Here is a 24046-nt window from a genome sequence, read left to right on the forward strand (position 1 = left end):
GCGAGAGGCAGATGGGATTGATCTCCCGGGCACTTGCCGAACCGCGACGTGTGCAGATTCTGAAAGAGATCGGTACGCGAACCGAGCCTACGCCCTGCAGCCTCCTGAACGAGTGCCACGCCGTCAGCGCCGCGACAATGTCGCATCACATCAAGGAACTCGAGAATGCCGGGCTCATCGAGATCCAGCGCGAAGGTAAATTCGCCAATCTTGTGTTACGTCGCGACACTCTGAACGCTTATATGGCGGAACTTTCCAAGATCTGACAATTCCTTACACGCCATCAGCATTTCTTCTCGTGGCTCTTGTATCAATTAGATGATTATCTAAATATCAAAGTGACGGTGCGATCGGTTTTCGGGTCGCATGCGCCAAATAATTCGATGATTGTAAAATTGTCTAAGTTTTTCGAAGGAAAGTGACATGAGCAAACTGGCAGGCAAGGTCGCGATCGTGACTGGAGCATCCAAGGGCATCGGCGCCGGCATCGCCAAGGCAATGGGCGAAGCGGGCGCGGCCGTTGTCGTCAATTACGCATCGAGCCGCGAAGGCGCCGACAGGGTAGTAGCCGAAATCACCGCCAAGGGCGGCAAGGCGCTCGCCGTGCACGGCGACGTTTCCAAAGCCGAAGACGTCAAACGCCTCTTCGCCGAAACGAAACAGGCATTTGGCCGCGTCGATATCCTCGTCAACAATGCCGGCGTCTACCAATTCGCGACCATCGAGGAATTCACCGAGGAAGAATTCCACCGTGAATTCAATATCAACGTGCTGGGCACGCTGCTGACCACGCGGGAAGCCGTCAGGTATTTCGGCCCGGAAGGTGGAAATGTGATCAACATCGGCTCCAACGCCGTCAGCATGAACTTGCCGACTGCCTCCGTCTATACGGCAACCAAGGCCGCGGTCGATTCCATTACCAAGATCCTCGCCAAAGAGCTCGGGCCGCGGAATATCCGGGTCAACAACCTGGCGCCGGGCGGCGTTGAAACAGAGGGTGTCGTTGCGGCAGGCGTCATCGGCAGCGACTTCGAGAAGCATCTCGTCTCCCAGACGCCCCTCGGCCGTCTCGGCCAGCCGACCGATATCGCTCCGGTCGCCGTCTTCCTCGCTTCGCAGGATGCCGCGTGGGTGACCGGCGAAACCCTCTATGTCGGTGGCGGTCTGAAGTAGCCGCTATTCGCGGTGCTGCCTTCCGAGAGGAGGCAGTTTGCCGGGCGCGACACAACCGCGCGCCTGGCTAATACATTAGCAAGCAATTGCCAAACCATCTCATTTTCCTATTTAGTAAAGACGTTCGGGTTTTCCGCTTAGCATCGCAGTTGATCGTGCCGCGAAGCGACAGCTCGGCTGTGAGATTTAAAATAATCCTGTCTTCAATGCGATCCCACGCAGCAGCTGATGTCATCGAACTCCCCTAAGATCCGCCGACGATCGCTGTCGTGAACAACAAATGGAGGACGTCTTTATGAATACTGCCAATACCAAATCGAAATTGGGCACTCGCACCAATCTCAGCGAAGAAGCGACGCGCGATATTTCCGCGGCTCTGACCGCGCTGCTGGCGGATGTCTTTGCTCTCTATTTGAAGACTAAGAATTTTCACTGGCACATGAGTGGCCCGCATTTCCGTGATTATCACCTGCTTCTCGACGAGCACGGCGATCAGGTTTTCGCCATGACCGATCCTATGGCCGAGCGCTGCCGGAAGATCGGCGGAACGACCCTCCACTCGATCGGCCAGATCGCCAAGCTGCAGCGCATTCCCGACAACGACGCCGAATATGTCGACCCGCAGGACATGCTCGCCGAACTGGCTGACGATAACCTCAAGCTCTCCGCCGAAATGCGTGCCGTCCACGACGTTTGCGACGAATATGGCGATGTCGCCACGGCCAGCCTTCTGGAAAACTGGATAGACGAGACCGAGCGCCGCACTTGGTTCCTGTTTGAAATCACGCGCAAGTCCAACCGCTGACACCGAACCGGCGCCTTCCAATTTGATAAGTTGAAGGCTGGTTTCGACGCCTCCGATTTCCTCGCTTCCGCACCGATACAAGCGAGGAAATCCTTGACTCCTGTGGAAAACATCTTAGAACCGGCGACGGAAAAGGAAGACTTCCATGGTTCGATTCGAACAGCTCGATAGCTTCAGTCACCTGGCGCAATGTGCCGGGCGGGATGTCTATTTTCCGGTTTCTTCCAAAACCAAGGCCAAAACGACGACGAAAACCGTCTGACGTCTCTGGCCTGCCGCTCTCTCCCCGGCTCGGCCGGGGACAGGAACCGGTCGTTATGGCTGCGGTTCCCCCCCTCGCCAAAGAGGAGAGAAGAGAAAGAGAGCTTGAGAAATGGGTTTCAAAGTTGCAGTAGCGGGCGCGACCGGGAATGTCGGCCGCGAAATGCTCAATATCCTGGCCGAACGCGGCTTCCCGGCGGATGAGGTCGTGGCACTCGCATCGGCCCGCTCGCAGGGAACCGAAGTTTCCTTTGGCGACCGGACGCTGAAGGTTTCCAACCTGGAGAACTACGATTTCTCCGACACCGACATCTGCCTGATGTCGGCCGGCGGCGACGTTTCGAAGAAGTTCTCGCCGAAGATCGGCGCCCAGGGCTGCGTCGTCATCGACAACTCTTCCGCGTGGCGTTATGACGCCGACGTGCCGCTGATCGTGCCGGAAGTGAACCCGGATGCCGTCACGCAGTTCACCAAGCGCAACATCATCGCCAACCCGAATTGCTCGACCGCGCAGCTCGTCGTCGCCCTGAAGCCGCTTCATGACTTCGCCAAGATCAAGCGCGTCGTCGTCTCGACCTACCAGTCGGTCTCCGGCGCCGGCAAGGACGGCATGGACGAGCTGTTCAACCAGACCCGCGCCGTCTTCGTCGCCGATCCGATCGAGGCAAAGAAGTTCACCAAGCGCATCGCCTTCAACGTCATCCCGCATATCGATGTCTTCATGGAAGATGGCTACACCAAGGAAGAATGGAAGGTGCTGGCCGAAACCAAGAAGATGCTCGACCCGAAAATCAAGGTCACCTGCACGGCTGTCCGTGTGCCCGTTTTCATCGGCCATTCGGAATCGGTCAACATCGAGTTCGAAAACGAGATCACCGCCGATCAGGCTCGCGATATCCTGCGTGAAGCGCCCGGCTGCCTCGTCATCGACAAGCGCGAAAACGGCGGTTATATCACGCCTTACGAATCCGCCGGCGAAGATGCGACCTATATTTCTCGCATCCGTGAAGACGCGACCGTCGAGAACGGCCTCAACCTCTGGGTTGTCTCCGACAACCTGCGCAAGGGTGCCGCGCTCAATGCCATTCAGATCGCCGAATTGCTCGTCAATCGCGGCCTGATCAAGCCACGCAAGCAGGCTGCATAAGGATCTGTAAACCAATTTACGGTTTATCAACCCTCTTTGGGTAAGCAGGTTAGAACGGAAGCCCCGCCATTTCGGATGAAAGGCGGGGCTTTTCTGAATGATTTTGGCGGCGATGTTTCACATGAAACGAAAACATCACTCGCTAAAACATGATGACATGATGGTCGGATGCTGGCATGGTCCGGTGGCGACTAAACGCGCGTGATCCCCTGGCTTTCAAGGGTTTACGCGCCATTGAAAACGGTTACCGCGTTCGCACCGCGGTAAGATTTCGGGGACACTGAATGCGCTTCACAAAATCTGGAATGGCAGCTCTCGTGGCGGGCGGATTGCTGCTGGGAATGCCGCTTGCGGCAAACGCCGCATCTTGCGGCAACACTTCCGCCGGATTCGAGAATTGGGTGCAGGAATTCAAACGGGAAGCGCAGGGACAGGGTGTTAGCCCCTCTACCCTCGACAGGGCCTTCGCCAACGTTCATTACAACCAGCCTACCATCCGCGCCGACCGCGGCCAGAAGAGCTTCAAGCTTTCCTTCGAGGAATTCATGAAGAAGCGCGGCGGCCAGACGATCATCAATCGCGGCAAGAGCATGAAGCAGGCCAACGCGGCCCTCTTCGCCAAGATCCAGAAGCGCTTCGGCGTTCCCCCAGGCCCGATCATCGCCATCTGGGGCATGGAAACCGGCTTCGGCAGCTATATGGGCGACCAGCATACGCTTTCGGCCGTCTCGACGCTTGCTTATGATTGCCGTCGTTCCGCGTTCTTTACCGAGCAACTCTACGCGGCCCTGAAGCTCGTCGGCGAAGGTTATCTCAGCCCGTCAGCACGCGGCGCGGCTCATGGCGAAATCGGCCAGACGCAGTTCATGCCGAAAAACGTAGTCGCCTTCGGCGTCGACGAAGATGGCGATGGCAGGGTCGATCTTGTCGGCTCGCGCGCGGATGCACTGGCCTCGACCGCCAACTTCCTGCGCGGCCATGGTTGGCAGCCGGGTGCCGGTTACCAGCCCGGCGAGCCGAATTTCTCCGCTATCGCCGGATGGAACGACGCGAAGGTCTATCAGCAGGCGATCGCCTATATCGGCCAGCAGATCGACGGCAAGTAAGCCCGATCTCGTGAATCAAAAAAGGCGCTGCGACCAGATGGTCTGCGGCGCCTTTTTTCGTTTGATCCACCTGCCGTCCTGCCAGGCGCCTGACTCCTAAACCTCAGGCCTCTTAAATCTCAGGGCGGATGAAATCGCGCGTGGCCGGATCCATGACCCACAGCTCGCCTGTCGAAATATCGAACCATGCGCCATGGAGATTGAGCTTGCCCTCCTCCTCACGTGCCTTGATCTCCGGAAAGCTGCGCAGATTGTCGAGCGAATTGCGGATCGAAATGCGCTCCAGCGCGGTCTGGCGCTCGGTCTGCGTCATGATGTCATTGCTCTGGATCTGTTCGGCCGCGGGCTTCAGCAGCGCCATCCAGCGGCCGATGAAATCGCCCGGCGACAGCGGCTCCGCATTCGGGTCAAGTGCGGCGCGAATGCCGCCGCAGCGGCCATGGCCCATCACGACGATATCGGAAACCTTGAGCGACAGAACAGCGAATTCCAGCGCTGCCGAAGTCGCATGGAAATTGCTATCCGGCTCGTAGGGCGGCACCATGTTGGCGACGTTACGGATGACGAAGAGTTCGCCCGGCCCGGCGTCGAAGATGATCTCCGGCGCCGAACGGGAGTCACTACAGGCTATCACGAGGGTCGATGGGCTTTGGCCAAGCTCAGCGAGAGTGCGATAGCGTTCGCGCTCATCGACGTAACGCCCGCTCATGAAGTTGCGATAACCGTTCAGAAGGGTGTCGGGAAAGCTTTTCATGATATTGAATTACAATGCACTTCGGCCGATGGCAACTGCTGCGCCGCAAAAAGCTCCCGCCGCTTCCAGCCGTTACTTTTTCTTCCGCTGCACCGGATGGACGAGATGCCTTAGCTGCACCATCGCCATCGGCGTCGACAGGCTTGCGGAATCGACGGCAAGCGTCAACTCGTTGCTGCCGCGCTTGACGGCGCGCGCCAGCACTTCAAAGACGCTAGCCGTCGTCAGCTGCAGCGCCCGCTCCTCATCCATGCCGGAAAGCAGGCGCGACAGGAACACAGCGGATAAGAGATCGCCGAGCCCGTTCGGCGCACCTTCCACGCTGCGATGTTCGGCAAGCAGCGCATTTCGGCCGCTGAGATAGAGATTGCCAATGCCGCCGGCCATCATCGGCACGGCAGACGTCACCAGCATGCGCGACGGGCCAAGCGCGAGAGCCGCCTCCATGATGGCGTTGTTATCCTCGAGGGGCGCTCCCGCAAGCCAGGCAAGCTCATAGCGGTTCGGCGTTGCGAGCGACGCCAGCGGGATCAGATGGTCGCGGATCGCTTCCGCCGTTGCCTCAGGCACATAAAGCCCGCCGGCATCGCCGATGACAGGATCGCAGGCATACAGGAGATCAGGGTTCTTCTCCCGCAAAGCCGTTACGAGCCTTGCAACGGAATGCGCCTGTGCAGCATTGCCGAAATATCCCGACAGAACTGCCTTTACCTCGGAAAGCCAGGGTGCGGCGATGAGATCGTCGATCGCATGGTCGAAATCCGCCTCGTTGAAGGTCAAGCGCGTCGAACGTCCATGACCGGGATGCCACGGCAGAACGATCGTCGGCAGCGCCCACACCGGATGGCCAAGCGTCTCCAGCGCGAAAACGGCGGCGCGATTGCCGACGGACCCTCGGACGACGTGGCTGGAGATGACGATAACAGCGCCGGCGGACACTTGCGACATGATGCTAGCTTTCAAGTTCAGGGCTTCAAACTGCCATGGCGCCGTTGATGATCCCTTTGGCGGCACTCTGTCAACCGCACTTCACAGAGTCATGAAAACCTCTGTTGACGAGTTGATTCCGCCAATGTCACACCGATGATATCCGCTTTGCACCGAGATCGCGCGTTTCGGCAAGATTTTTAAAGAAACCGGCCAAAATCAGTCCGAAAGCAACCAAATTCGCATTCTTTTTGCCAGTTTTTTCGCTAAACCTTCTGCTACTGTCGTCAAAATTCGAAGATCGGGAGGAATTCCATGGCGCCTAAGACCAATCCGAAACGGGAAAAACAGATCGAAGCGGCACGCAAAATTGCCGCGGCAACGGGTGAAGCGCATCTCGATCCCGAAATCCTGTTCGGCCGGGCGAGCAATGACGACATGGAGCTTTACAGCCCGGAAATGCTGGCCCTTGCCGCAGCGCATGCCGCTAGGGAACTGGCAGCCTGGAGCGGCACGGTTCCCCGCGTCAACATAGAGCAGGTCGCCGGCATCGAGCCCGATGGCGTTGCGGTGTCGATCCTCTCGATCACCGACCACAACATGCCCTTCCTCTATGAATCGATCATGGGCGAGGTGACCAGTAGCTACCGCGATCTCTACATGGCGGTGCATCCGATCCTAGTCATCGAGAAGGGCAAGCAGCCGAGCCTTTATTCGGCCGATCAGCCGAGCGACCCGGCCCGTCGCGTCAGCCATATCCAGCTTCATCTCTCGCCGCTGACGACAGCGCAGGCGAGCGATCTGACCAAGCGGCTTCAGACCGTGCTCGATCAGACGCATCTTGCCGTTTCCGACTGGAAGCCAATGTTGTCGCGCCTGGATACCGTGATATCGGAACTATCAACCTATGAGGCCGCCGGCCGCCGCAAGAACGATCGCGACGAAGCGCTCGCCTTCCTTGCCTGGCTACGGGACGGCAATTTCACCTTCCTCGGCATGCGTGAATATGTCTATTCCGGCAAGGGCGCCGATGCGAAGGTCGAGCGGGATCGCGGCACCGGCCTCGGCATCCTCTCCAATCCGGATGTCCGCGTTCTTCGGCAGGGCAAGGACGCCGTCACGACGACACCGGAAATCCTCGCTTTCCTCGACGGCCCGGATTTCCTGATCGTCACCAAGGCCAATGTCAAATCGATCGTCCACCGCCGCGCCTATATGGATTATGTCGGCGTCAAGCGCTTCGACACGGATGGCAACGTGACGGGCGAGCTGCGCATCGTTGGCCTCTTCACCTCCACAGCCTATACCAGCGCTGCCGCGGAAGTGCCGCTGCTGCGCTCGAAGGTGCAGAAGGTCAAAGATCATTTCGGTTTTGATCCCACTAGCCATTCCGGCCGAATGCTCGAAAACACGCTGGAATCCTATCCGCGCGACGATCTCTTCCAGATCGACACCTCATTGCTGGCAAGCTTCGCCGAGCAGATCAACGACCTGACCGACCGGCCGCGCGTTCGCGCATTGCCGCGCATCGACCATTTCGACCGTTTCGTCTCCGTCATCGTCTATGTCCCGCGCGAGGAATATGATTCCGTTGTCCGCGAGAAGATCGGCAATTACCTGAAGTCGGTCTATGACGGCCGCGTCTCCGCTTATTACCCGGCTTTCCCGGAAGGTGGCGTGGCGCGCGTGCACTTCATCATTGGCCGCAGCGCCCGCAAGACGCCGCATGTTCCGCAGGCCAAGCTGGAGGAGGCGATCCGTGCCATCACAGCCCGCTGGGACGAACGCTTCGCCATGCTGGCCGGCCCGAAGGCGCCGAGCATCTCCGTCAGCCAGGCTTTTCAAGAAGCCTTCTCGCCGGAAGACGCCTTTGCCGATCTGCCAGATATCATCGCCACTGCCGGTGTTGAGCCGATCCGCATCGGCTTCTATATCCGTAAGGACGAGGCAGGCGACATTCTCTCGCTGAAGATCTTCCACGGCGACGGCAACCTGGCGCTGTCGCGCCGCGTGCCGCTGCTCGAAAATCTCGGTTTCAACGTCATCAGCGAGCGCACCTTCGATATCTACGTCACGGCCAAGGACGGTTCGACCGGCCATGTCGTGCTCCATGACATGGAGCTCGAAACCCGCAGCGGCCTGACGATCGATCTCGCCCGCCATGGCGCCGCCCTGGAAGAAGCCTTCCTTGCTGCCTTCGGCGGCACGATCGACAACGACGCCTTCAACCGGCTGATCGTCTCTGCCGATCTCTCCGCCCGCGAAACCAATGTGCTGCGCGCCTATTCCCGCTATCTCAGACAGGCTGGCATCGCCTATTCGCAGGATTATATCTCTGCAACGCTGGATAAGTATCCTAGGATTGCCGCATCGCTCTTCCGATTGTTCCACGATACGCTCGACCCGAAACTCAGCGACAAGAACCGCACGAAGAGGCTCTCCGAGCTGCACGCGAGCATCGAAGCCGAGCTTTCCGACGTACCGAGCCTCGACGATGACCGCATCCTGCGCCGCTACGTCAACGCCATCGACGCGACGCTGCGCACCAACTATTTCCAGAAGAATGCGGACGGCACGCCGAAGGCCATGCTCGCCTTCAAGCTCGATCCCAAGCTGCTCGATGGCCTGCCCGAACCGCGCCCTTTCCGCGAAATCTTCGTCTACGGCGTCGAAGTGGAAGGTGTTCACTTGCGCTTCGGCAAGGTGGCGCGCGGCGGCCTGCGCTGGTCGGATCGCGCTGAAGACTATCGCACCGAAGTTCTAGGCCTTGTGAAGGCACAGCAGGTGAAGAACGCCGTTATCGTCCCCGTCGGCGCCAAAGGGGGCTTCTATCCGAAGAAGCTTCCGGTCGGCGGCAGCCGCGACGAGGTCTTCAATGCCGGTCGTGAGGCCTACAAGACCTATATCCGCACACTGCTGTCGATCACCGACAACATCTCTGGCGCCGATATCATCCCGCCTGCCGACACCGTACGGCTTGACGGTGACGACCCCTATTTCGTCGTTGCCGCCGACAAGGGCACGGCGACCTTCTCCGACACTGCCAATGCATTGGCGCAGGAAGCCGGCTTCTGGCTCGACGATGCCTTTGCGTCAGGTGGCTCGGCGGGTTACGACCACAAGAAGATGGGCATCACCGCTCGCGGCGCATGGGAAACCGTGAAGCGGCATTTCCGCGAAATGGACATCGATATCCAGACGACGCCCTTCAGCGTCGTCGGCGTCGGCGACATGTCCGGCGACGTCTTCGGCAACGGCATGCTACTGTCGCCGAAGATCCGCCTGCTCGCCGCCTTCGACCATCGCGATATCTTCATCGATCCTGATCCGGACATGGACAAGACGCTCGCCGAGCGGCAGCGGCTCTTCAACCTGCCGCGTTCGAGCTGGCAGGATTTCGACAAGTCTGTCTTGTCGAAGGGCGCGATGATTATTTCCCGATCGGCAAAATCGGTCACGCTGACGCCGGAAGCCGTCGCCGCCATCGGCATCGACAAGTCGGTCGCAACCCCCTTCGAGATCATGACGGCGATCCTCAAGGCACCCGTCGACCTGCTCTGGTTCGGCGGCATCGGCACCTACGTCAAGGCGCCGTCCGAAACCGATTCGGAAGTTGGCGATCGCGCCAACGATCCGATCCGCATCACGGCGGACGAAGTCCGCGCCAAAGTGATCGGCGAGGGCGCCAATCTCGGCGTCACGCAGAAAGGCCGCATCGCCTATGGCCTCAAGGGCGGCCGGTGCAACTCAGACGCCATCGACAATTCGGCCGGGGTCAACACCTCCGACGTCGAGGTCAACATCAAGATAGCGCTTGCCAACGCCATGCATGACGGCCGCCTGACACGCCCCAAGCGCGATACGCTGCTCGCCTCCATGACCGACGAAGTGGCAGCGCTCGTCCTGCGCAACAACTATCTGCAATCGCTGGCGATCTCGCTGACCGAGCGCAAGGGGACCGGCAATGGCCTGGAACTCAGCCGCTTCATGAGCGTGCTGGAAGCGGCAAAGCAGCTCAACCGCAAGGTCGAAACCCTGCCCGACGATCAAACGTTTGCCGAGCGTTACGCCAATGGGCGGCCGCTGACGCGCGCCGAAATCGGCGTGCTGCTCTCCTACGCCAAGATCGTCCTCTTCGATGCGCTTGTTGCCAGCGACCTGCCTGACGATCCCTATTTCGCCACCACGCTCAGCCGCTATTTCCCGGCAAAGATGCAACGCTCGAATTCAACGGACATCGAAAGCCATCGTCTGCGCCGCGAGATCATCGGCACGGCGCTTGCCAACGAAGCGATCAATCGTGGTGGTCCGGGCTTTGCCGTCAGCATGATGGATGCAACGGCTGCGTCGGCGGCCGAGGTGGTGAAGGCCGCCGTCATTGCCCGCGACGGCTTCGATCTCGACCGGCTTTGGAACGAGACGGATGCACTTGACGGTAAGGTCGGCGGCCAGATGCAGAACCGCGTCTATGGCGAGATCACCGAAGTCTATACCGTGCTTACGCGCCTGCTATTGAAGACTGGGGCCGCCAAGGGTGAAATCGAGGAAACCGTTAGCCGGCTTCGCGCAGCTCTGAAGAAGCTGCGACCCGTCTTCCTCACCCATATCCCGGCAGATTTCGCGGCCGAGATCGCAGCTCGCGAAGCGGAATATCTGGCAGCCGGCCTGCCGGAGAAGCTCGCGTCGGAGATCGCCACGATCTATGCGCTTGTCCTCGTGCCTGAGATCATGCAGATCGCCGAACGCACCGGCGATACGCTGAACCGCGCGGCCGAAAGCTACTTCACCGTATCGCAGACCTTCCGCGTCGGCCGCCTACTGCTGGCCGGCAGCCGGATCGTTACCGGCGATCACTACGAGAGCCTGGCGCTGGCGCGTAGCCTCGACCAGATCGCTGGCGCCCGCCGTGACATTGTCATCTCCGCTTTGTCCAACCATCCGAAGGACAAGCAGCCGGTTCAGGCATGGCATGCGGAAGACCGTATCCGCATCAATCGAATCGCCGAAGAGCTCGGCGGCCTCAGCGAAAGCGGCGATCCGAACCTCGCCCGCATCACCGTCGCTGCCGGCCTGCTCAGCGATCTTGCGAACGGCCGGGCAAGATGAGACAGTCCGCCTCGTCCCCGTCACGGGATGAGGGAATGAGGGCTGGATCTGGTGGCGACCGAAATTGTTGACGATAACGTGCCGGCCAAAGTGCCGGCACGCGGTATCTGGGGCTGGATGTTCTTCGACTGGGCGGCTCAGCCGTTCTTCACGGTCGTTACCACCTTCATCTTCGGCCCCTATTTCGTCGCGCGGCTGACGGCCGATCCCGTCTCCGCGCAGACGACATGGAGCAATATGGCGACGATCTCCTCGGTGATCATCGCCATCCTTTCACCGGTCCTCGGCTCGATCGCCGATCAATCCGGCGCCCGCAAGCCCTGGATCGCCTTCTTCGCCGTCATCAAGATCGTCAGCCTTTTTTGCCTCTGGGGCGCGGCACCCGGCTCGCCGGTCATCTATCCGGTGATCTTCATGATCCTCGCCTCGATCTCGGCCGAATTCTCGATCGTCTTCAATGATTCCATGATGCCGCGGCTGGTTGGTAAGGATGATGTCGGCAGGCTGTCGAACGCCGCCTGGGGGCTCGGCTATCTCGGCGGCATGATCGTGCTGATCACCGTTGTGGCCTTGCTCGCCGGCAATCCGCAGACCGGCAAGACCATTCTCGGCCTCACCCCGCTCTTCGGCCTCAACGCCACGCTAGGCGAGGATGCTCGTATCACCGGGCCGATTTCGGCCGTATGGTATTTCATCTTCATTCTGCCGATGTTTCTCTTCACGCCGGATGCCGCACGCGGCTTGCCCTTGGGCGCCGCCGTTCGCTCGGGCCTGCGCGAGCTATCGGCGACCTTGGGCGAGCTGAGGCGCCGGCGCGGCATCAGCCTCTTTCTTGTCGCCCGGATGATCTATCAGGACGGCGTCAACGGCCTCCTGATCCTCGGCGGCACCTTCGCGGCCGGCATGTTCGGCTGGGCGACGATCGAGATCGGCATCTACGGCATCATCCTCAACATCATCGCCATTTTCGGCTGCTTTGCCGCCGGCTATGTCGATCGCTGGCTGGGCTCGAAAATGACCGTTATCATTAGTCTGACGCTGCTGCTCGTCGCCACTTTCGGCATCCTCTCAACCGGCCCTGGTTTCACGCTCTTTGGCCTCGTGCCGCTCTCCACCATCAGCGCCGGTGGTCTGTTCGGTACGGCGGCGGAAAAGGCCTATATCGGCTACGGCCTTTTGATCGGCATCGCCTTCGGGCCTGTGCAGGCCTCCTCGCGGTCCTATCTCGCCCGCAGCGTCAGCCTCTCGGAAGCCGGCCGCTATTTCGGCATCTACGCCCTGTCAGGCCGCGCCACTAGCTTCATGGCGACTTTGTTCTTCTCGCTGGTGACCTATTGGAGCGGCTCGGCCCGCCTCGGCATGGCGACGCTTGTCATCTTCCTCGCCGGTGGCCTGCTGCTTCTGTTGCCGACACCTTATCCGGCCGATAGAGCGAAGTAGGCAAAGAAAAATCCCGGCTGGCAAACCAACCGGGATATACGTTTTATAAATCCGGTATATCCGCCGATCAGTGACGGAAGTGGCGAACGCCGGTGAAGACCATCGCGACATTGTGCTCGTTGGCCGCGTCGATCACTTCCTGGTCGCGCATCGAACCGCCGGGCTGGATGACGGCGGTGGCGCCGGCGGCGATCGCCGAGAGTAGGCCATCGGCAAAAGGCAGGAAAGCTTCGGAAGCGACGGCGGAGCCACGCGTCAGTGGCTCGGCAAGCCCCATGGCCTTGGCGGCTTCCTCGGCCTTGATGGCAGCGATGCGGGCGGAATCGACGCGGCTCATCTGTCCGGCGCCGATGCCGGCCGTCTGGCCATCCTTGGCGTAAACGACGGCATTCGACTTCACATGCTTGGCCACACGGAAGGCGAATTTCATGTCTTCCAGCTCCTGCGCCGTCGGCGCGCGCTTGGTAACGACCTTGAGCTCCATGTCCTCGACCAGCGCGTTGTCGCGGTTCTGAACTAGCAGCCCGCCGGAGACGGTTTTTGCGGTGAGGCCAGCGGCGCGTGGATCGGGCAGGGCGCCAACCGAGAGCAGGCGGAGATTCGGCTTGCGGGCGATGATCGCCTTGGCTTCCTCGCTCACTTCGGGCGCGATGATGACCTCGGTGAAGAGCTTGACGATCTCTTCGGCCGTTTCGGCATCGAGCAGGCTGTTCAGCGCAATGATGCCGCCGAAGGCGGAGGTGGAATCGCAGGCGAGAGCGCGCTTATAGGCTTCCACCAGGCTCGGACCCGTGGCGACACCGCAGGGATTGGCATGCTTGATGATCGCGCAGGCCGGCCCCTTTTCCGGCAGGAACTCGGCGACGAGCTCATAGGCCGCGTCAGTGTCGTTGATGTTGTTGTAGGACAGCTGCTTGCCCTGGATGAGCGTTGCCGTCGAGACGCCGGGACGGTTTTCGCCAGTCAGGTAGAAAGCCGCCTTCTGGTGCGGATTTTCACCATAACGCATCTCCTCGCGCAGCACACCGCCGATGACGCGGTGGCGCGGCGTGGCGATATCCAGCGCTTCGGCAAACCAGTTAGAGATCATCGCGTCGTAAGCAGCGGTGCGGGCAAAAGCCTTTGCGGCCATGCGCTTGCGGAAATCATAGGTCGTCTGGCCGGCATCGGCGGAAAGCTGAGCCAGCAGCTCGGCATAATCGGCGGGATCGGTGAGCGTCGTCACATAGGCGTGATTTTTGGCCGAAGCGCGGATCATCGCCGGGCCGCCGATGTCGATATTCTCCACCGTTGTCGGATAATCGCCTCCGGCTTTGCGCACGTCCTCGAAGGGGTAAAGATTGATGACGGCAAGATCGATGCCTTCGATACCGTGCTCCTTCATTTCAGCCTGATGCTCGGCATCGTCACGAATGGCGAGCAGGCCGCCATGCACCTTCGGATGCAGCGTCTTGACGCGGCCGTCCATGATCTCAGGAAAATTCGTCACTTCCGACACGTCGGTCACCGCAAGGCCGGCTGCAGCAATCGCCTTGTGCGTACCGCCGGTCGACAGCAGGCGCACGCCCTGTTCGCTCAGCGCACGCGCCAGCTCGACGATGCCGGTCTTGTCGAAAACGGACAGAAGCGCGGTTTTCACCTTCACCTTGTCGGGAGCGGGAATTTTCTTGGAAACGACGGCCATGGGCTTTCTCCGGTCTGGCATAGGGAGATGTGGCGTCCGGCAAAAAAGGGCGCGGGACGGATAATGCCGCCCCGTTAGCATAGCTCACGCGCTTAGCCTATGGCCGATGCGATAAAAACCAGCGGATTTCCGGCTTTTCCGTGATCCGGAAGACAATCTCAAGCTGATCGGAGGAACGCATACCTGAGGGATCGGCAAAGAAGATATCTTCCGCGACCAGCACCTCGTTGCCGGGGGAGGAGAAGATCCAGGTCTCTCCATCCGGGGCGATCAGCAGCGCGGCATCCGTCTCGGTCTGCAGCAGGCTGATGGAGGGGTGAATGTGAAAACGGGCAGAAGCAATGCCCTCACCCTTCGGCTGATGCTTCTTGCCCTCCGGCACGAAGAACCGGTCGCGGCCGGCGACGATCGTGCCGCTGGCATTCAGACTGATCTCGCGCTCATGGACGTAGCCGAAGGCGGAGAGATAGCCGTCATGCGCGGCACGGACATAGTCTCGCCCGTCTTCGGTCTCGGCGCGCTCGACGATGACCTTCTTGACGCCGCTGACCATGATCGGCCCAAGCGATTTCGATTTGGAGAACTGACAGGACGAGGTGTCGTTGAGCGTGACGGTCGAATGCGCCGCAGTCGCCCGCGCCGCCTGCATGAAGCGGTCACCCGCAAATTCGGGCGCGCCGGAATTGATGATGAAGCGCGACTTGCCAGACGACATCTCGAAGGAAAGACAGCCGGCATGCGCCGTGCGGCTGAGATCGACGGAGCCAGCAGAGCCGGCATCAACGATGACGACGGCCGAACCGGCGGCCAAACGATGATATTTCGTGTGCGGTAGTGCCTTGAAGGTCTGGCCGGCCGTCTCGTCATAGCGCAGCACCGACATCAGCTCGTTGGCAAGCGTCGAGGTCGCACCGTTGAACAGCGCCAGATCGCCATCCTGATGGCGGAAGAAACGCAGCGCCGGATACATGCGGTCGATGCCGGGGATGAGCCGGATCGGCACGTCATGGCCGAGATTGACATAGGTCTGGCGCAGCGGCAGCAGATCGAGCAGTAATTCCAGCGACGCCCGCGGATTGCGCGAGATATGGCCGCCATCCTGCAGGATTTGCCGGTCGATCTCCCCGTCGAGCGCCTGACCGGCCCGTTTCAGCGTGAGGGAACTGCTCGGCATGGCGACCGAGGCCATGGCAAGCGCGATGCGCACACGGAACCGGGTGATGCCGTCAGGCGAGGACGCAACGATCCGACGCAGAAAGCGCACATGGAAGACGAGCATGCGCATGAAGCGGCGGTAGAAACCGCTATCCGTGCCCTGCAAAAGTACGGGCGAATGCGACAGAAGCGCGATCAGCCGCTGCGCCGCTATATCGGGTGACCAGGCAAGGCCATGCAGCCGGCGGCCGTGGACGGCAATCCAATCCGTGAGGATCGATCGCGCCATGGCCGAGGCCTGATCACTCTTTTCCGCCCGTAAATGCCGCAGCCAGCGAAAATTATGCAGCCGGGCGGCAAAGGCCAGCGACGGCAGCTCCAGTGAGAAGGGCGATGCACCTTGTGTTTCCAAAACGCGCCCGGCGAGCAGAATGCGGCCGTTCAAAAGCTCTTCGACGAAAAAGGGATCGACGCTGCGCAGATCGGTCGGTGCCACGATCAGGCGCTCCGGCACACGCATCGTGTGGCGGGTAAGACGCAATCGCGTCAACGCCGCGCGGCGCGACATCCGCCGCCATGCTTCCCGCATGTATGAACTCACTAAACCCTGCCGCAGATCTGCATATTTGCTTCTGCTTACTCTCATTACCCGTGGTTAAAAAGAGGTTACAGATATACCAATTAAAGACACGTTTGCCGGTTTTTTAACCGGCCGGTCAAAACGATTCGAGGTGGGGACTAATGCGTGCGTCGAAGCGCGACAGCAAAAAAGCCGTCGAGGCCGGAGGCGAAGCCATCGGGAAGCGGCAGCATGTCCGGCGTGGTGCGGAAGGCTCCAAGCGGCGAAATCGCCGTTTCCAGACCCGGCCAATCGCCTGATGGGATCGGTACGCGCTCGACATTGCCGGTATCGGCAAGCAGGCGTGCAACCAGATCTTCGCCCTCTTCGGGATCGAGCGAGCAATTGGAGAAGACCACCACACCGCCCGGCTTGACCAAGGTCAGGGCATGGCGAAGCAGGCGTTCCTGCAGGGCGGTCAGCTTGGCGATATCCTCCGGTCCCTTGGTCCACAGCACGTCCGGATGGCGGCGCGTCGTTCCCGTGGAGGAGCAGGGGGCATCGAGAAGAGCCGCATCGAAAAGTTCGTCGGGTTGATATTTGCTCATATCGGCAACGACGGTTTCTGCTTCGAAGCCAAGCCGTGCCAGATTGCCGGACAGCCTCTTCAGGCGATTGGCGGATTGATCGAGAGCCGTGACCTTAGCACCGGCGAGAATGAGTTGCGCCGTCTTGCCGCCAGGTGCTGCGCAGAGATCCACCACCCGCTTGCCGGCCAGCGAACCGAAAAGTTTTGCTGGAATGCTGGCGGCAGCATCCTGAACCCACCACTCACCCTCATCGAAACCTTCGAGAGAGGGAATGGAACCTTCGAAGGCGGCAAGCCGCACGCCGCCGGTCGGCAGCACCACGCCGTTCAACCGCTTTGCCCAGCCCTCGGCATCGGATTTCACGGTCAGGTCGATCGCCGCCGGCTCGAGTTGCGTGTCGGAAATCTTTAGTGCAGCGGGAGCGCCATAGGCCGCTTCCAGGCGAGAAAGGAACCAGGCCGGCATGGCCGGCACCTTCGCAACCCGCTCAAGGATTGCCTGCTTCTCGCGGCCGATGCGGCGAAGGATGGCATTCACCAGCTTCGCGAAACGGCGATTGCGCGGATCGCGGTTGGCTTGCTCGACAGCAAGATCGACGGCGGAATGATCCGGCACGTCGAGATAGAGGATCTGGGTCGCACCAACGACGAGGACATGATGCAGGGCACGGGCGCCCTCCGGCAGCGGCGAATCGAGCAGCGACGAGATCGCCGCCTCGATGCGCGGCAGGTGGCGCAGCGCGCTATTCAAGATAGCGCGCACCAGCGCACGGTCGCTATCGCTGAGTGTCGTATAGGCGGCGCTGCCGCCTTCGGCATCCAGCATGCCGTCGAGCGGCGTCTTGCGGTCCAGCACGGCCCCCAGGATCTTCGACGCCGCCGCGCGGGCCGCAAGGCCGGGCTTGAGTGGAGACGAATCAAGCGGCCGCGATTGCTGAGGCCGCTTGCCCGATCGTTTTCCATCTCTATGGGAAGCTTTGTTTTTCGTGTCAGAACTCAAGACCAGGGACCCTTCGGCGGTTGCGAACCACCGCGACCCGTATTCGGCACGGAGCGCGATTTGCGCCCCGGATTAGCAGTGAAGGACGGTCCCGTCGAGCCAAAGCCGGAAGATGAGCCGGAAGACGGTGTCATCGGCGAAGCGCCGCCGCCACCGTAACGGGCCATTTCATGCAGCGCGGCGATGCGGTTTTCCGTATTCGGATGGGTGGAAAACAGATTGTCCATGCGCTCGCCGGAGAGCGGATTGATGATGAACATATGCGCCGTCGCCGGATGGCCCTCGGCATCTTCATTCGGGATATGCGCCGCGCCGCGGGCGATCTTGCCGAGCGCGGAGGCAAGCCAAAGCGGATTGCCGCAGATTTCCGCGCCGCGGCGGTCGGCAGAATATTCGCGCGTACGGCTGATCGCCATCTGCACCAGCATGGCGGCCAACGGGGCAACGATCATCGCGACAAGGACGCCGACCATGCCGAGCGGATTGTTGTTGTCGCGGCGGCCGCCGAAGAAGAAAGCGAAATTGCCGAGCATGGAAATGGCACCGGCAAGCGTCGCCGTGATCGTCATCGTCAGCGTGTCGCGGTTCTGCACGTGGGCAAGCTCGTGCGCCATCACGCCGGCCACCTCCTCCGGCGTCAGCGCATGCAGCAGGCCGGTGGAGGCAGCGACAGCGGCATTTTCCGGATTACGGCCCGTCGCGAAAGCATTCGGCTGCGGGCTGTCATAAAGATAAACCTTCGGCATAGGCAGGCCGGCATTGCGGGCGAGATCGCGAACGATGCGGTAGAATTCCGGCGCGCTTCGCTCATCGACCTCCTGCGCACCATAGGTGGACAGCACCATGCGGTCGGAATTCCAGTAGGAAAAGAAATTCATGCCGGCGGCGGCGACCAATGCGATCAGCATGCCCGATTGGCCGCCGATCAGATAGCCGACGCCCATGAAGAGCGCGGTCATGAAGGCAAGCAGCATGGCAGTACGCATGAGATTCATCGAGGGGTCTCCAACACGATCGGCAGTCCGAACCTTTTTCTTTGCGGCCGGACGCACTATGATTTGGCTATTCCTCCCTCCATTTCAATATTTCGGAGGTCGCGCGAGACCATGCAAACCGCAGATAACGACAATAGACTCGACACCGAAGCCGGTGAAATCACCCGCAAGCCGCTCTCACCCGCGGCCAAGCGCGCCCTCGCCGAAGCAGAAGAGCGCCGCAAGGCGCAGGAAGCTCAAGCACAGGCCGAGCTTCCCCCCGAAATCGGCGGCCGCGGCGGCGCCGACCCCGCACGCTTCGGCGACTGGGAAATCAACGGCCGCGCGATCGATTTTTGAAATGAGTTTAGGTTAGCCGTAATTCGATGAGAGAATAATGCCTGTAGGTTTCTCTCAAGGTCTGTCCTTTGATAGGAAACGCGCAAACTGGAGCCGGACGGGCCACCGCCCTTTGGCTTGGTGCGCGTGGTATCCGGCCAATGATGATGCGGTCGAAATCGCACCCTCGCCGTCCTGGTTCAAGCAAAAGCCGGTCGCGCCCAACGCGCCGATGAAGAAATCCACCGATGCGCGCTCTCTGGTGTTGCTGTCTCACGGATCGGGCGGCCTTGCCATTGGCCTGGAATGGCTCGGACATCGTCTGGCGCAGGCCGGCTTTGTGGCCCTGGGCATCGATCATCACGGCCACACAGGTTCAGAACCTTACAGAGCCGAGGGATTTCTCTGTCTCTGGGAGCGGGCGGCCGATCTGACCGCCTTGCTCAATGCCAATGACTGGAGAGAGGTTTTGGGCGGGGCTATCGAAAAGCATGCCTACGTCGCGGGTTTCTCCGCCGGCGCCTATACCGCGATGCTGCTCGTCGGCGCGCGCGTTGCGTACTCTCAGTTCGAACCGGATAACCCTCAGAAGAGCCCGATACGAGGACCGAGAGAATTCCCTCATTTGGCGGATCACATTCCCTCGCTTCTCCAATATGAGATATTCCTGGAATCATGGAATCGACGACGGGACAGTTTTAGGGATGATCGATTAAAAGCCGCTTTGGCGATCGCGCCAGGTCGGTCGGTTCTCGGCTTTTCCAAGGAAAGTCTCGAGGAAATAACAGCACCAGTTCAGGTCGTTGGCGGCGATGCGGATGTCATAGCGCCGGCCCATGAATGCTGCACATGGCTCCACGAGAATGTGCGCTCGAGCTCCCTTGAAATCATGGGCGGCGGGGTGGGCCATTATACGTTTTTGCCTGAACCCACGCCGCAAGGCCTGAAGGCCGCACCAGCTGTCTTTACCGATGTTGCTGGCTTGGTGCGAGAAAACGTGCACAACTATGTTGCTCAAATGGCAGTTGCTTTTTTCAGCACCGCAAGATGAAAGATTTAGGCGAGAGCCAAGCTCTCGCCTAATGTCAAATGACCCAGTGCCCCCTGGCTCAACCTACGCCGCATCCGCCTTGTTCTGCCTGTTAGCGATCAGATCGTCGACGACAGCAGGATCGGCGAGCGTCGAAGTATCGCCAAGCGCGCCGAAATCATCTTCGGCGATCTTGCGCAGGATGCGGCGCATGATCTTGCCGGAGCGTGTTTTCGGCAGGCCAGGGGTAAACTGGATCTTGTCCGGTGAGGCGATCGGGCCGATTTCGGCGCGGACATGCTTTATCAGTTCCTGTCGCAGCGCTTCAGTGCCTTCCATCCCGACCATCAGCGTGACGTAGCAATAGATGCCCTGGCCCTTGATGGAATGCGGATAGCCGACGACGGCTGCCTCCGAGACATGCTTGTGCGACACCAGCGCTGATTCCACCTCTGCCGTGCCGAGACGGTGGCCAGAGACGTTGAGCACGTCGTCGACGCGGCCGGTGATCCAGTAATAGCCGTCCTCGTCGCGACGGCAGCCGTCGCCCGTGAAGTACTTGCCCTTGTAGGTGGAGAAATAGGTCTGGATGAAGCGCTCGTGGTCGCCATAGACGGTGCGCATCTGGCCGGGCCAGCTGTCGGCGATGACGAGATTGCCGTCGGCCGCCCCTTCCAGCACGTTGCCTTCATTGTCGACCAGCTGCGGCTGCACGCCGAAGAAGGGCAGCGTCGCCGAACCGGCCTTCAGATCGGTCGCGCCCGGAAGCGGTGTGATCATGTGGCCGCCCGTTTCCGTCTGCCACCACGTATCGACGATCGGGCAGCGGCTGTCGCCGACCACCTTGTAATACCATTCCCATGCTTCGGGATTGATAGGCTCGCCGACGGTGCCGAGGATGCGCAGGCTGGAGCGCGAGGCCCGCTTGACGAAATGGTCGCCGGCGCCCATCAGCGAACGGATCGCTGTCGGCGCAGTATAGAAGATATTGACCTTGTGCTTGTCGATCACATCCCAGAAACGGCCCTGGTCCGGATAGTTCGGCACACCTTCAAACATCAGCGAAGTCGCCGCATTGGCGAGCGGCCCGTAGACGATATAGGAATGGCCGGTCACCCAGCCGACATCCGCCGTGCACCAGTAGATATCGCCGGGGTGATAGTCGAACACATATTCATGCGTCATCGCCGCATAGACGAGATAGCCGGCCGTCGTGTGCAGCACGCCCTTCGGCTTGCCCGTGGAACCTGACGTGTAAAGGATGAAGAGCGGGTCTTCCGCCTTCATCTTTGCCGGCGGGCACTCCGCCTTCACCTTGGCGGTTTCCTCGTGATACCAGACATCGCGGCCGGGCTCCCAAGCAACCTTGCCGCCGGTGCGCCGCACGGCGATGACGGTCTTGACCGCGACCTTCTGCTTGGCGGCGATCTGAATGGCCTTATCGGTGTTTTCCTTCAGCGGGATGGACTTGCCGCCGCGGACACCTTCATCGCAGGTGATGACGACGGTCGAGGCGCAATCGACTATACGGCCGGCGAGCGCTTCCGGCGAGAAGCCGCCGAAGACGACCGAATGCACTGCGCCGATACGGGCACAGGCCAGCATCGCATAGGCGGCTTCCGGGATCATCGGCATGTAGATGGTGACGCGGTCGCCCTTCTTGACGCCGTGCTTCTTCAGCACATTCGCCAGCCGGCAGACCTGCTCGTAGAGCTCGTTATAAGTGATCTTCTTGTCGATATAGGGGTTGTCGCCTTCCCAGATGAAGGCGACGCGATCGCCATGCTTCTTCAGATGCCGGTCAATGCAATTATAGGAAACGTTGGTGACGCCATCCTCGAACCACTTGATCGAGACCTTGCCGGTAAAGGACGTATTCTTGACCTTGGTATAGGGCTTGAACCAGTCGATGCGCTTGCCGTGCTTGCCCCAGAACTTGTCGGGATCCTCGACGCTCTGCTCATACCATTTCTGGTACTTCGCCTTGTCGATCAGGGCGCGCGCCTTGACCGGTTTCGTCACGGGATGGATCTTCTCCGACATTGTTTCCTCCTCAAATCCTCGCACGCCGATTTTGTAACCGCGAGTGCTCTTTCCGCGCAATAAATAGCAGGTCAAACTACGACAGCAATTGGACAAAGTGCATTTCATGCGCAAAGAATTGCAATTCCGCGACACTATCGCTATATAGGGCCGTATTTCCCGGACAATGTGGTGTTACACCCCGGACCGCGACACCGGCGCGGACTGACAGAAGGACTATATCCATGGCTCAACAATTGCTCATGCCGAAGGCAACTGCCATCTGGCTTGTCGACAATACGGCCTTGTCATTCGACCAGATCGCGCAGTTCTGCAAGCTGCATCCGCTCGAAGTGAAGGCCATTGCCGATGGCGAAGCAGCGCAGGGCATCAAGGGCCTCGACCCGATCTCGACCGGCCAGCTGACCCGCGATGAAATCGCCCGTGCAGAAGCCAACCCGAACCATAAGCTGAAGCTTTCCGAACCGAAGGTCCGCGTGCCGGAATCCAAGCGCCGCGGCCCGCGTTACACGCCGGTCTCCAAGCGTCAGGACCGTCCAAACGCTATCCTCTGGCTGGTGCGCAATCATCCTGAACTGAAGGATGCGCAGATCTCACGCCTCGTCGGCACCACCAAGTCGACCATCGAGCAGATTCGCGACCGCACGCACTGGAACTCGGCCAACCTGACGCCGATGGATCCGGTCACGCTCGGCCTCTGCAGCCAGATCGACCTCGACATGGAAGTCGAAAAGGCATCGAAGGGCCGTCCGCTGCCGACCGCCGCCGAACTCGGCGCAACCCTGCAGCCGGCTCAGGAAACCGAAAAGCTCGGCTTCAGCTACGATCGCGAAGAAGAGAAGGAAAAGGAAATCGACGCCGACGCTGTTTTCGCCAAGCTGAAGTCGCTGAAGTCGACCAGCCGCGACGACGAGGACGACGATCAGTTCTGAGATCCGGCATAGCGGATAAGAATGCAAAGCCCCGGCCGAACCGGGGCTTTTTTTGTTTGTCGGAGAGCATTGTAGACGTCGTCTCCCAGCAGGCGTTGAGAGGGGACAATTCCATGATTGCCTTCTTCAGGACTGAGGGATTCCGTCAAATCTCCAATCCAAGCCAGTCCTGTGCTCCACACACCAAGGCCTTCCGCACCTTTTGTTTTCGGCAGAACTACCGCGCCCCAAAAATCGCCGAGCCGACCCGGACGCTTGTCGCGCCGAAAGCGACGGCGATTTCGTAGTCGCTGGACATGCCCATGGAGAGCTTTTCGACACCGGCCTGCTTGGCAAGCTTGGCCAGCAGGGCAAAATGCGGCCCCGGATTTTCCTCCGCCGGCGGAATGCACATCAGGCCCTCGATCGAAAGCCGAAGCTCTTTGCGGCACAGCTCGACGAAAGCGAGGGTATCATCGGGCGCGAGCCCGGCCTTTTGCGGTTCTAGCCCGGTGTTGACCTGCACATAAAGCCTCAGTGTCTTGCCCTGCCGCTTCATCTCGTCGGCGACAGCGCGCGCGATCTTTTCCCGGTCGATGGTCTCGATGACATCGAACAGCGCCACCGCATCTGCGGCCTTGTTCGATTGCAGCGGCCCGATCAGATGCAGCTCGATCCCGGGCGTCTCCGCCTTCAATTCCGGCCACTTGCCCTGGCTTTCCTGCACGCGGTTTTCGCCGAACACGCGCTGGCCGGCCGAAATGGCGGGCCGGATCTGATCGGCAGCGAACGTCTTGGAAACGGCAACGAGCTGCACCGAGCCGGGAGCTCGGCCGGCCTGACGCTCGGCGGCTGCGATATGGGAACGGACTTCGTTCAGGCGCTCTTGAAGTTCCATCTTTTCGCCTCGATATTTGGCTTGCTTCTCAAACTTTGCAGTAATGAGGCTCGCAGGCTTTGCCAAGGGCGAATGCACCCGAATCCGGCTTTGCTTTGCAAGATAAGGCACTTGCTGCACCTGCTAAACTTGACGCTTGGGTGGT

The 24046-nt window shown here is 60.3% G+C and carries 18 protein-coding genes; 10 read left to right on the forward strand and 8 right to left on the reverse strand.

The window, feature by feature from the left end:
• Positions 1-11: 11 nt before the first annotated feature.
• The 5 genes from FBZ99_RS28055 (at position 12) to FBZ99_RS28075 (ending at position 4492) form a co-directional block, all read left to right on the forward strand.
• On the forward strand, positions 12-266 hold the full coding sequence (locus tag FBZ99_RS28055; RefSeq protein ID WP_113352834.1) for an ArsR/SmtB family transcription factor: 255 nt from the start codon (positions 12-14) through the stop codon (positions 264-266).
• A gap of 157 nt (positions 267-423) precedes the next feature.
• Positions 424-1173 carry an SDR family NAD(P)-dependent oxidoreductase gene (locus tag FBZ99_RS28060; RefSeq protein ID WP_113352835.1) on the forward strand — a complete coding sequence of 250 codons (750 nt, stop codon included), beginning with the start codon at positions 424-426 and terminating at the stop codon, positions 1171-1173.
• A gap of 295 nt (positions 1174-1468) precedes the next feature.
• On the forward strand, positions 1469-1978 hold the full coding sequence (locus tag FBZ99_RS28065; protein WP_145636174.1) for a Dps family protein: 510 nt from the start codon (positions 1469-1471) through the stop codon (positions 1976-1978).
• A gap of 373 nt (positions 1979-2351) precedes the next feature.
• Positions 2352-3386 carry an aspartate-semialdehyde dehydrogenase gene (locus FBZ99_RS28070; RefSeq protein ID WP_069613887.1) on the forward strand — a complete coding sequence of 345 codons (1035 nt, stop codon included), beginning with the start codon at positions 2352-2354 and terminating at the stop codon, positions 3384-3386.
• A 284-nt stretch (positions 3387-3670) separates the two neighbouring features.
• Complete coding sequence (locus FBZ99_RS28075) at positions 3671-4492, forward strand: lytic murein transglycosylase (RefSeq protein WP_092718611.1); 822 nt, start codon at positions 3671-3673, stop codon at positions 4490-4492.
• Between the two features lie 112 nt (positions 4493-4604).
• Here the strand turns inward: FBZ99_RS28075 and FBZ99_RS28080 are convergent, their stop codons facing one another.
• The gene (locus tag FBZ99_RS28080; RefSeq protein WP_145636176.1) at positions 4605-5246 is read right to left on the reverse strand and encodes a carbonic anhydrase; all 642 of its coding nucleotides are present in this window, start codon (positions 5244-5246) and stop codon (positions 4605-4607) included.
• A 72-nt stretch (positions 5247-5318) separates the two neighbouring features.
• Complete coding sequence (gene pdxY / locus FBZ99_RS28085) at positions 5319-6194, reverse strand: pyridoxal kinase PdxY (protein ID WP_145636179.1); 876 nt, start codon at positions 6192-6194, stop codon at positions 5319-5321.
• Between the two features lie 294 nt (positions 6195-6488).
• On the opposite strand from pdxY, the gene FBZ99_RS28090 reads away from it, so the two are divergent.
• On the forward strand, positions 6489-11279 hold the full coding sequence (locus tag FBZ99_RS28090; protein ID WP_145636181.1) for an NAD-glutamate dehydrogenase: 4791 nt from the start codon (positions 6489-6491) through the stop codon (positions 11277-11279).
• 48 nt (positions 11280-11327) lie between these two features.
• Positions 11328-12719, forward strand: coding sequence for an MFS transporter (locus FBZ99_RS28095; protein WP_113501457.1), 1392 nt, complete (start codon positions 11328-11330; stop codon positions 12717-12719).
• 67 nt (positions 12720-12786) lie between these two features.
• On the opposite strand, the gene purH is transcribed toward FBZ99_RS28095, so the two are convergent.
• The 4 genes from purH to htpX form a co-directional block, all read right to left on the reverse strand.
• Positions 12787-14403, reverse strand: a complete 1617-nt coding sequence (gene purH / locus FBZ99_RS28100) for a bifunctional phosphoribosylaminoimidazolecarboxamide formyltransferase/IMP cyclohydrolase (protein ID WP_145636182.1) — start codon at positions 14401-14403, stop codon at positions 12787-12789.
• A 97-nt stretch (positions 14404-14500) separates the two neighbouring features.
• Positions 14501-16147: a heparinase II/III family protein gene (locus tag FBZ99_RS28105; RefSeq protein WP_246661213.1), complete on the reverse strand. Its 1647-nt coding sequence runs from the start codon at positions 16145-16147 to the stop codon at positions 14501-14503.
• 149 nt (positions 16148-16296) lie between these two features.
• Positions 16297-17706, reverse strand: a complete 1410-nt coding sequence (locus tag FBZ99_RS28110; RefSeq protein ID WP_145636186.1) for an RsmB/NOP family class I SAM-dependent RNA methyltransferase — start codon at positions 17704-17706, stop codon at positions 16297-16299.
• The gene (gene htpX, locus FBZ99_RS28115; RefSeq protein WP_145636188.1) at positions 17703-18701 is read right to left on the reverse strand and encodes a zinc metalloprotease HtpX; all 999 of its coding nucleotides are present in this window, start codon (positions 18699-18701) and stop codon (positions 17703-17705) included. Before htpX ends, FBZ99_RS28110 begins: the two co-directional genes overlap by 4 nt.
• A 111-nt stretch (positions 18702-18812) precedes the next feature.
• Between htpX and FBZ99_RS28120 the strand changes: the two genes are divergently transcribed.
• Both FBZ99_RS28120 and FBZ99_RS28125 read left to right on the forward strand, forming a co-directional pair.
• A complete protein-coding gene (locus FBZ99_RS28120; RefSeq protein WP_069613897.1) occupies positions 18813-19040 on the forward strand; it encodes a DUF1674 domain-containing protein in 228 nt (75 codons plus the stop codon).
• A 37-nt stretch (positions 19041-19077) separates the two neighbouring features.
• On the forward strand, positions 19078-20070 hold the full coding sequence (locus tag FBZ99_RS28125; protein WP_145636190.1) for an alpha/beta hydrolase family protein: 993 nt from the start codon (positions 19078-19080) through the stop codon (positions 20068-20070).
• A gap of 63 nt (positions 20071-20133) precedes the next feature.
• On the opposite strand, the gene acs is transcribed toward FBZ99_RS28125, so the two are convergent.
• Positions 20134-22092, reverse strand: coding sequence for an acetate--CoA ligase (acs, locus tag FBZ99_RS28130; protein ID WP_113389667.1), 1959 nt, complete (start codon positions 22090-22092; stop codon positions 20134-20136).
• A gap of 224 nt (positions 22093-22316) precedes the next feature.
• Between acs and FBZ99_RS28135 the strand changes: the two genes are divergently transcribed.
• A complete protein-coding gene (locus FBZ99_RS28135) occupies positions 22317-23024 on the forward strand; it encodes a DUF1013 domain-containing protein (protein ID WP_095433387.1) in 708 nt (235 codons plus the stop codon).
• 217 nt (positions 23025-23241) lie between these two features.
• Here FBZ99_RS28135 and FBZ99_RS28140 read toward each other — a convergent pair whose 3' ends face one another.
• Positions 23242-23901 (reverse strand): YggS family pyridoxal phosphate-dependent enzyme, encoded by a 660-nt coding sequence (locus FBZ99_RS28140; protein WP_113352909.1) that lies wholly within the window; start codon positions 23899-23901, stop codon positions 23242-23244.
• Positions 23902-24046 lie beyond the last annotated feature (145 nt).

The sequence above is a fragment of the Rhizobium sp. ERR 1071 genome, from assembly GCF_007828675.1.
Classification (GTDB): domain Bacteria; phylum Pseudomonadota; class Alphaproteobacteria; order Rhizobiales; family Rhizobiaceae; genus Rhizobium; species Rhizobium dioscoreae.

What these genes read in the sequence shown, in the direction of transcription:
- FBZ99_RS28055 (WP_113352834.1), top strand. Translation starts at nt 12, where the DNA reads ATGGGATTGATCTCCCGGGCACTTGCCGAACCGCGACGTGTGCAGATT.
- FBZ99_RS28060 (WP_113352835.1), top strand. Translation starts at nt 424, where the DNA reads ATGAGCAAACTGGCAGGCAAGGTCGCGATCGTGACTGGAGCATCCAAG.
- FBZ99_RS28065 (WP_145636174.1), top strand. Translation starts at nt 1,469, where the DNA reads ATGAATACTGCCAATACCAAATCGAAATTGGGCACTCGCACCAATCTC.
- FBZ99_RS28070 (WP_069613887.1), top strand. Translation starts at nt 2,352, where the DNA reads ATGGGTTTCAAAGTTGCAGTAGCGGGCGCGACCGGGAATGTCGGCCGC.
- FBZ99_RS28075 (WP_092718611.1), top strand. Translation starts at nt 3,671, where the DNA reads ATGCGCTTCACAAAATCTGGAATGGCAGCTCTCGTGGCGGGCGGATTG.
- FBZ99_RS28080 (WP_145636176.1), bottom strand. Translation starts at nt 5,246, where the DNA reads ATGAAAAGCTTTCCCGACACCCTTCTGAACGGTTATCGCAACTTCATG.
- pdxY (WP_145636179.1), bottom strand. Translation starts at nt 6,194, where the DNA reads ATGTCGCAAGTGTCCGCCGGCGCTGTTATCGTCATCTCCAGCCACGTC.
- FBZ99_RS28090 (WP_145636181.1), top strand. Translation starts at nt 6,489, where the DNA reads ATGGCGCCTAAGACCAATCCGAAACGGGAAAAACAGATCGAAGCGGCA.
- purH (WP_145636182.1), bottom strand. Translation starts at nt 14,403, where the DNA reads ATGGCCGTCGTTTCCAAGAAAATTCCCGCTCCCGACAAGGTGAAGGTG.
- FBZ99_RS28105 (WP_246661213.1), bottom strand. Translation starts at nt 16,147, where the DNA reads ATGCGGGAAGCATGGCGGCGGATGTCGCGCCGCGCGGCGTTGACGCGA.
- htpX (WP_145636188.1), bottom strand. Translation starts at nt 18,701, where the DNA reads ATGAATCTCATGCGTACTGCCATGCTGCTTGCCTTCATGACCGCGCTC.
- FBZ99_RS28120 (WP_069613897.1), top strand. Translation starts at nt 18,813, where the DNA reads ATGCAAACCGCAGATAACGACAATAGACTCGACACCGAAGCCGGTGAA.
- FBZ99_RS28125 (WP_145636190.1), top strand. Translation starts at nt 19,078, where the DNA reads ATGCCTGTAGGTTTCTCTCAAGGTCTGTCCTTTGATAGGAAACGCGCA.
- acs (WP_113389667.1), bottom strand. Translation starts at nt 22,092, where the DNA reads ATGTCGGAGAAGATCCATCCCGTGACGAAACCGGTCAAGGCGCGCGCC.
- FBZ99_RS28135 (WP_095433387.1), top strand. Translation starts at nt 22,317, where the DNA reads ATGGCTCAACAATTGCTCATGCCGAAGGCAACTGCCATCTGGCTTGTC.
- FBZ99_RS28140 (WP_113352909.1), bottom strand. Translation starts at nt 23,901, where the DNA reads ATGGAACTTCAAGAGCGCCTGAACGAAGTCCGTTCCCATATCGCAGCC.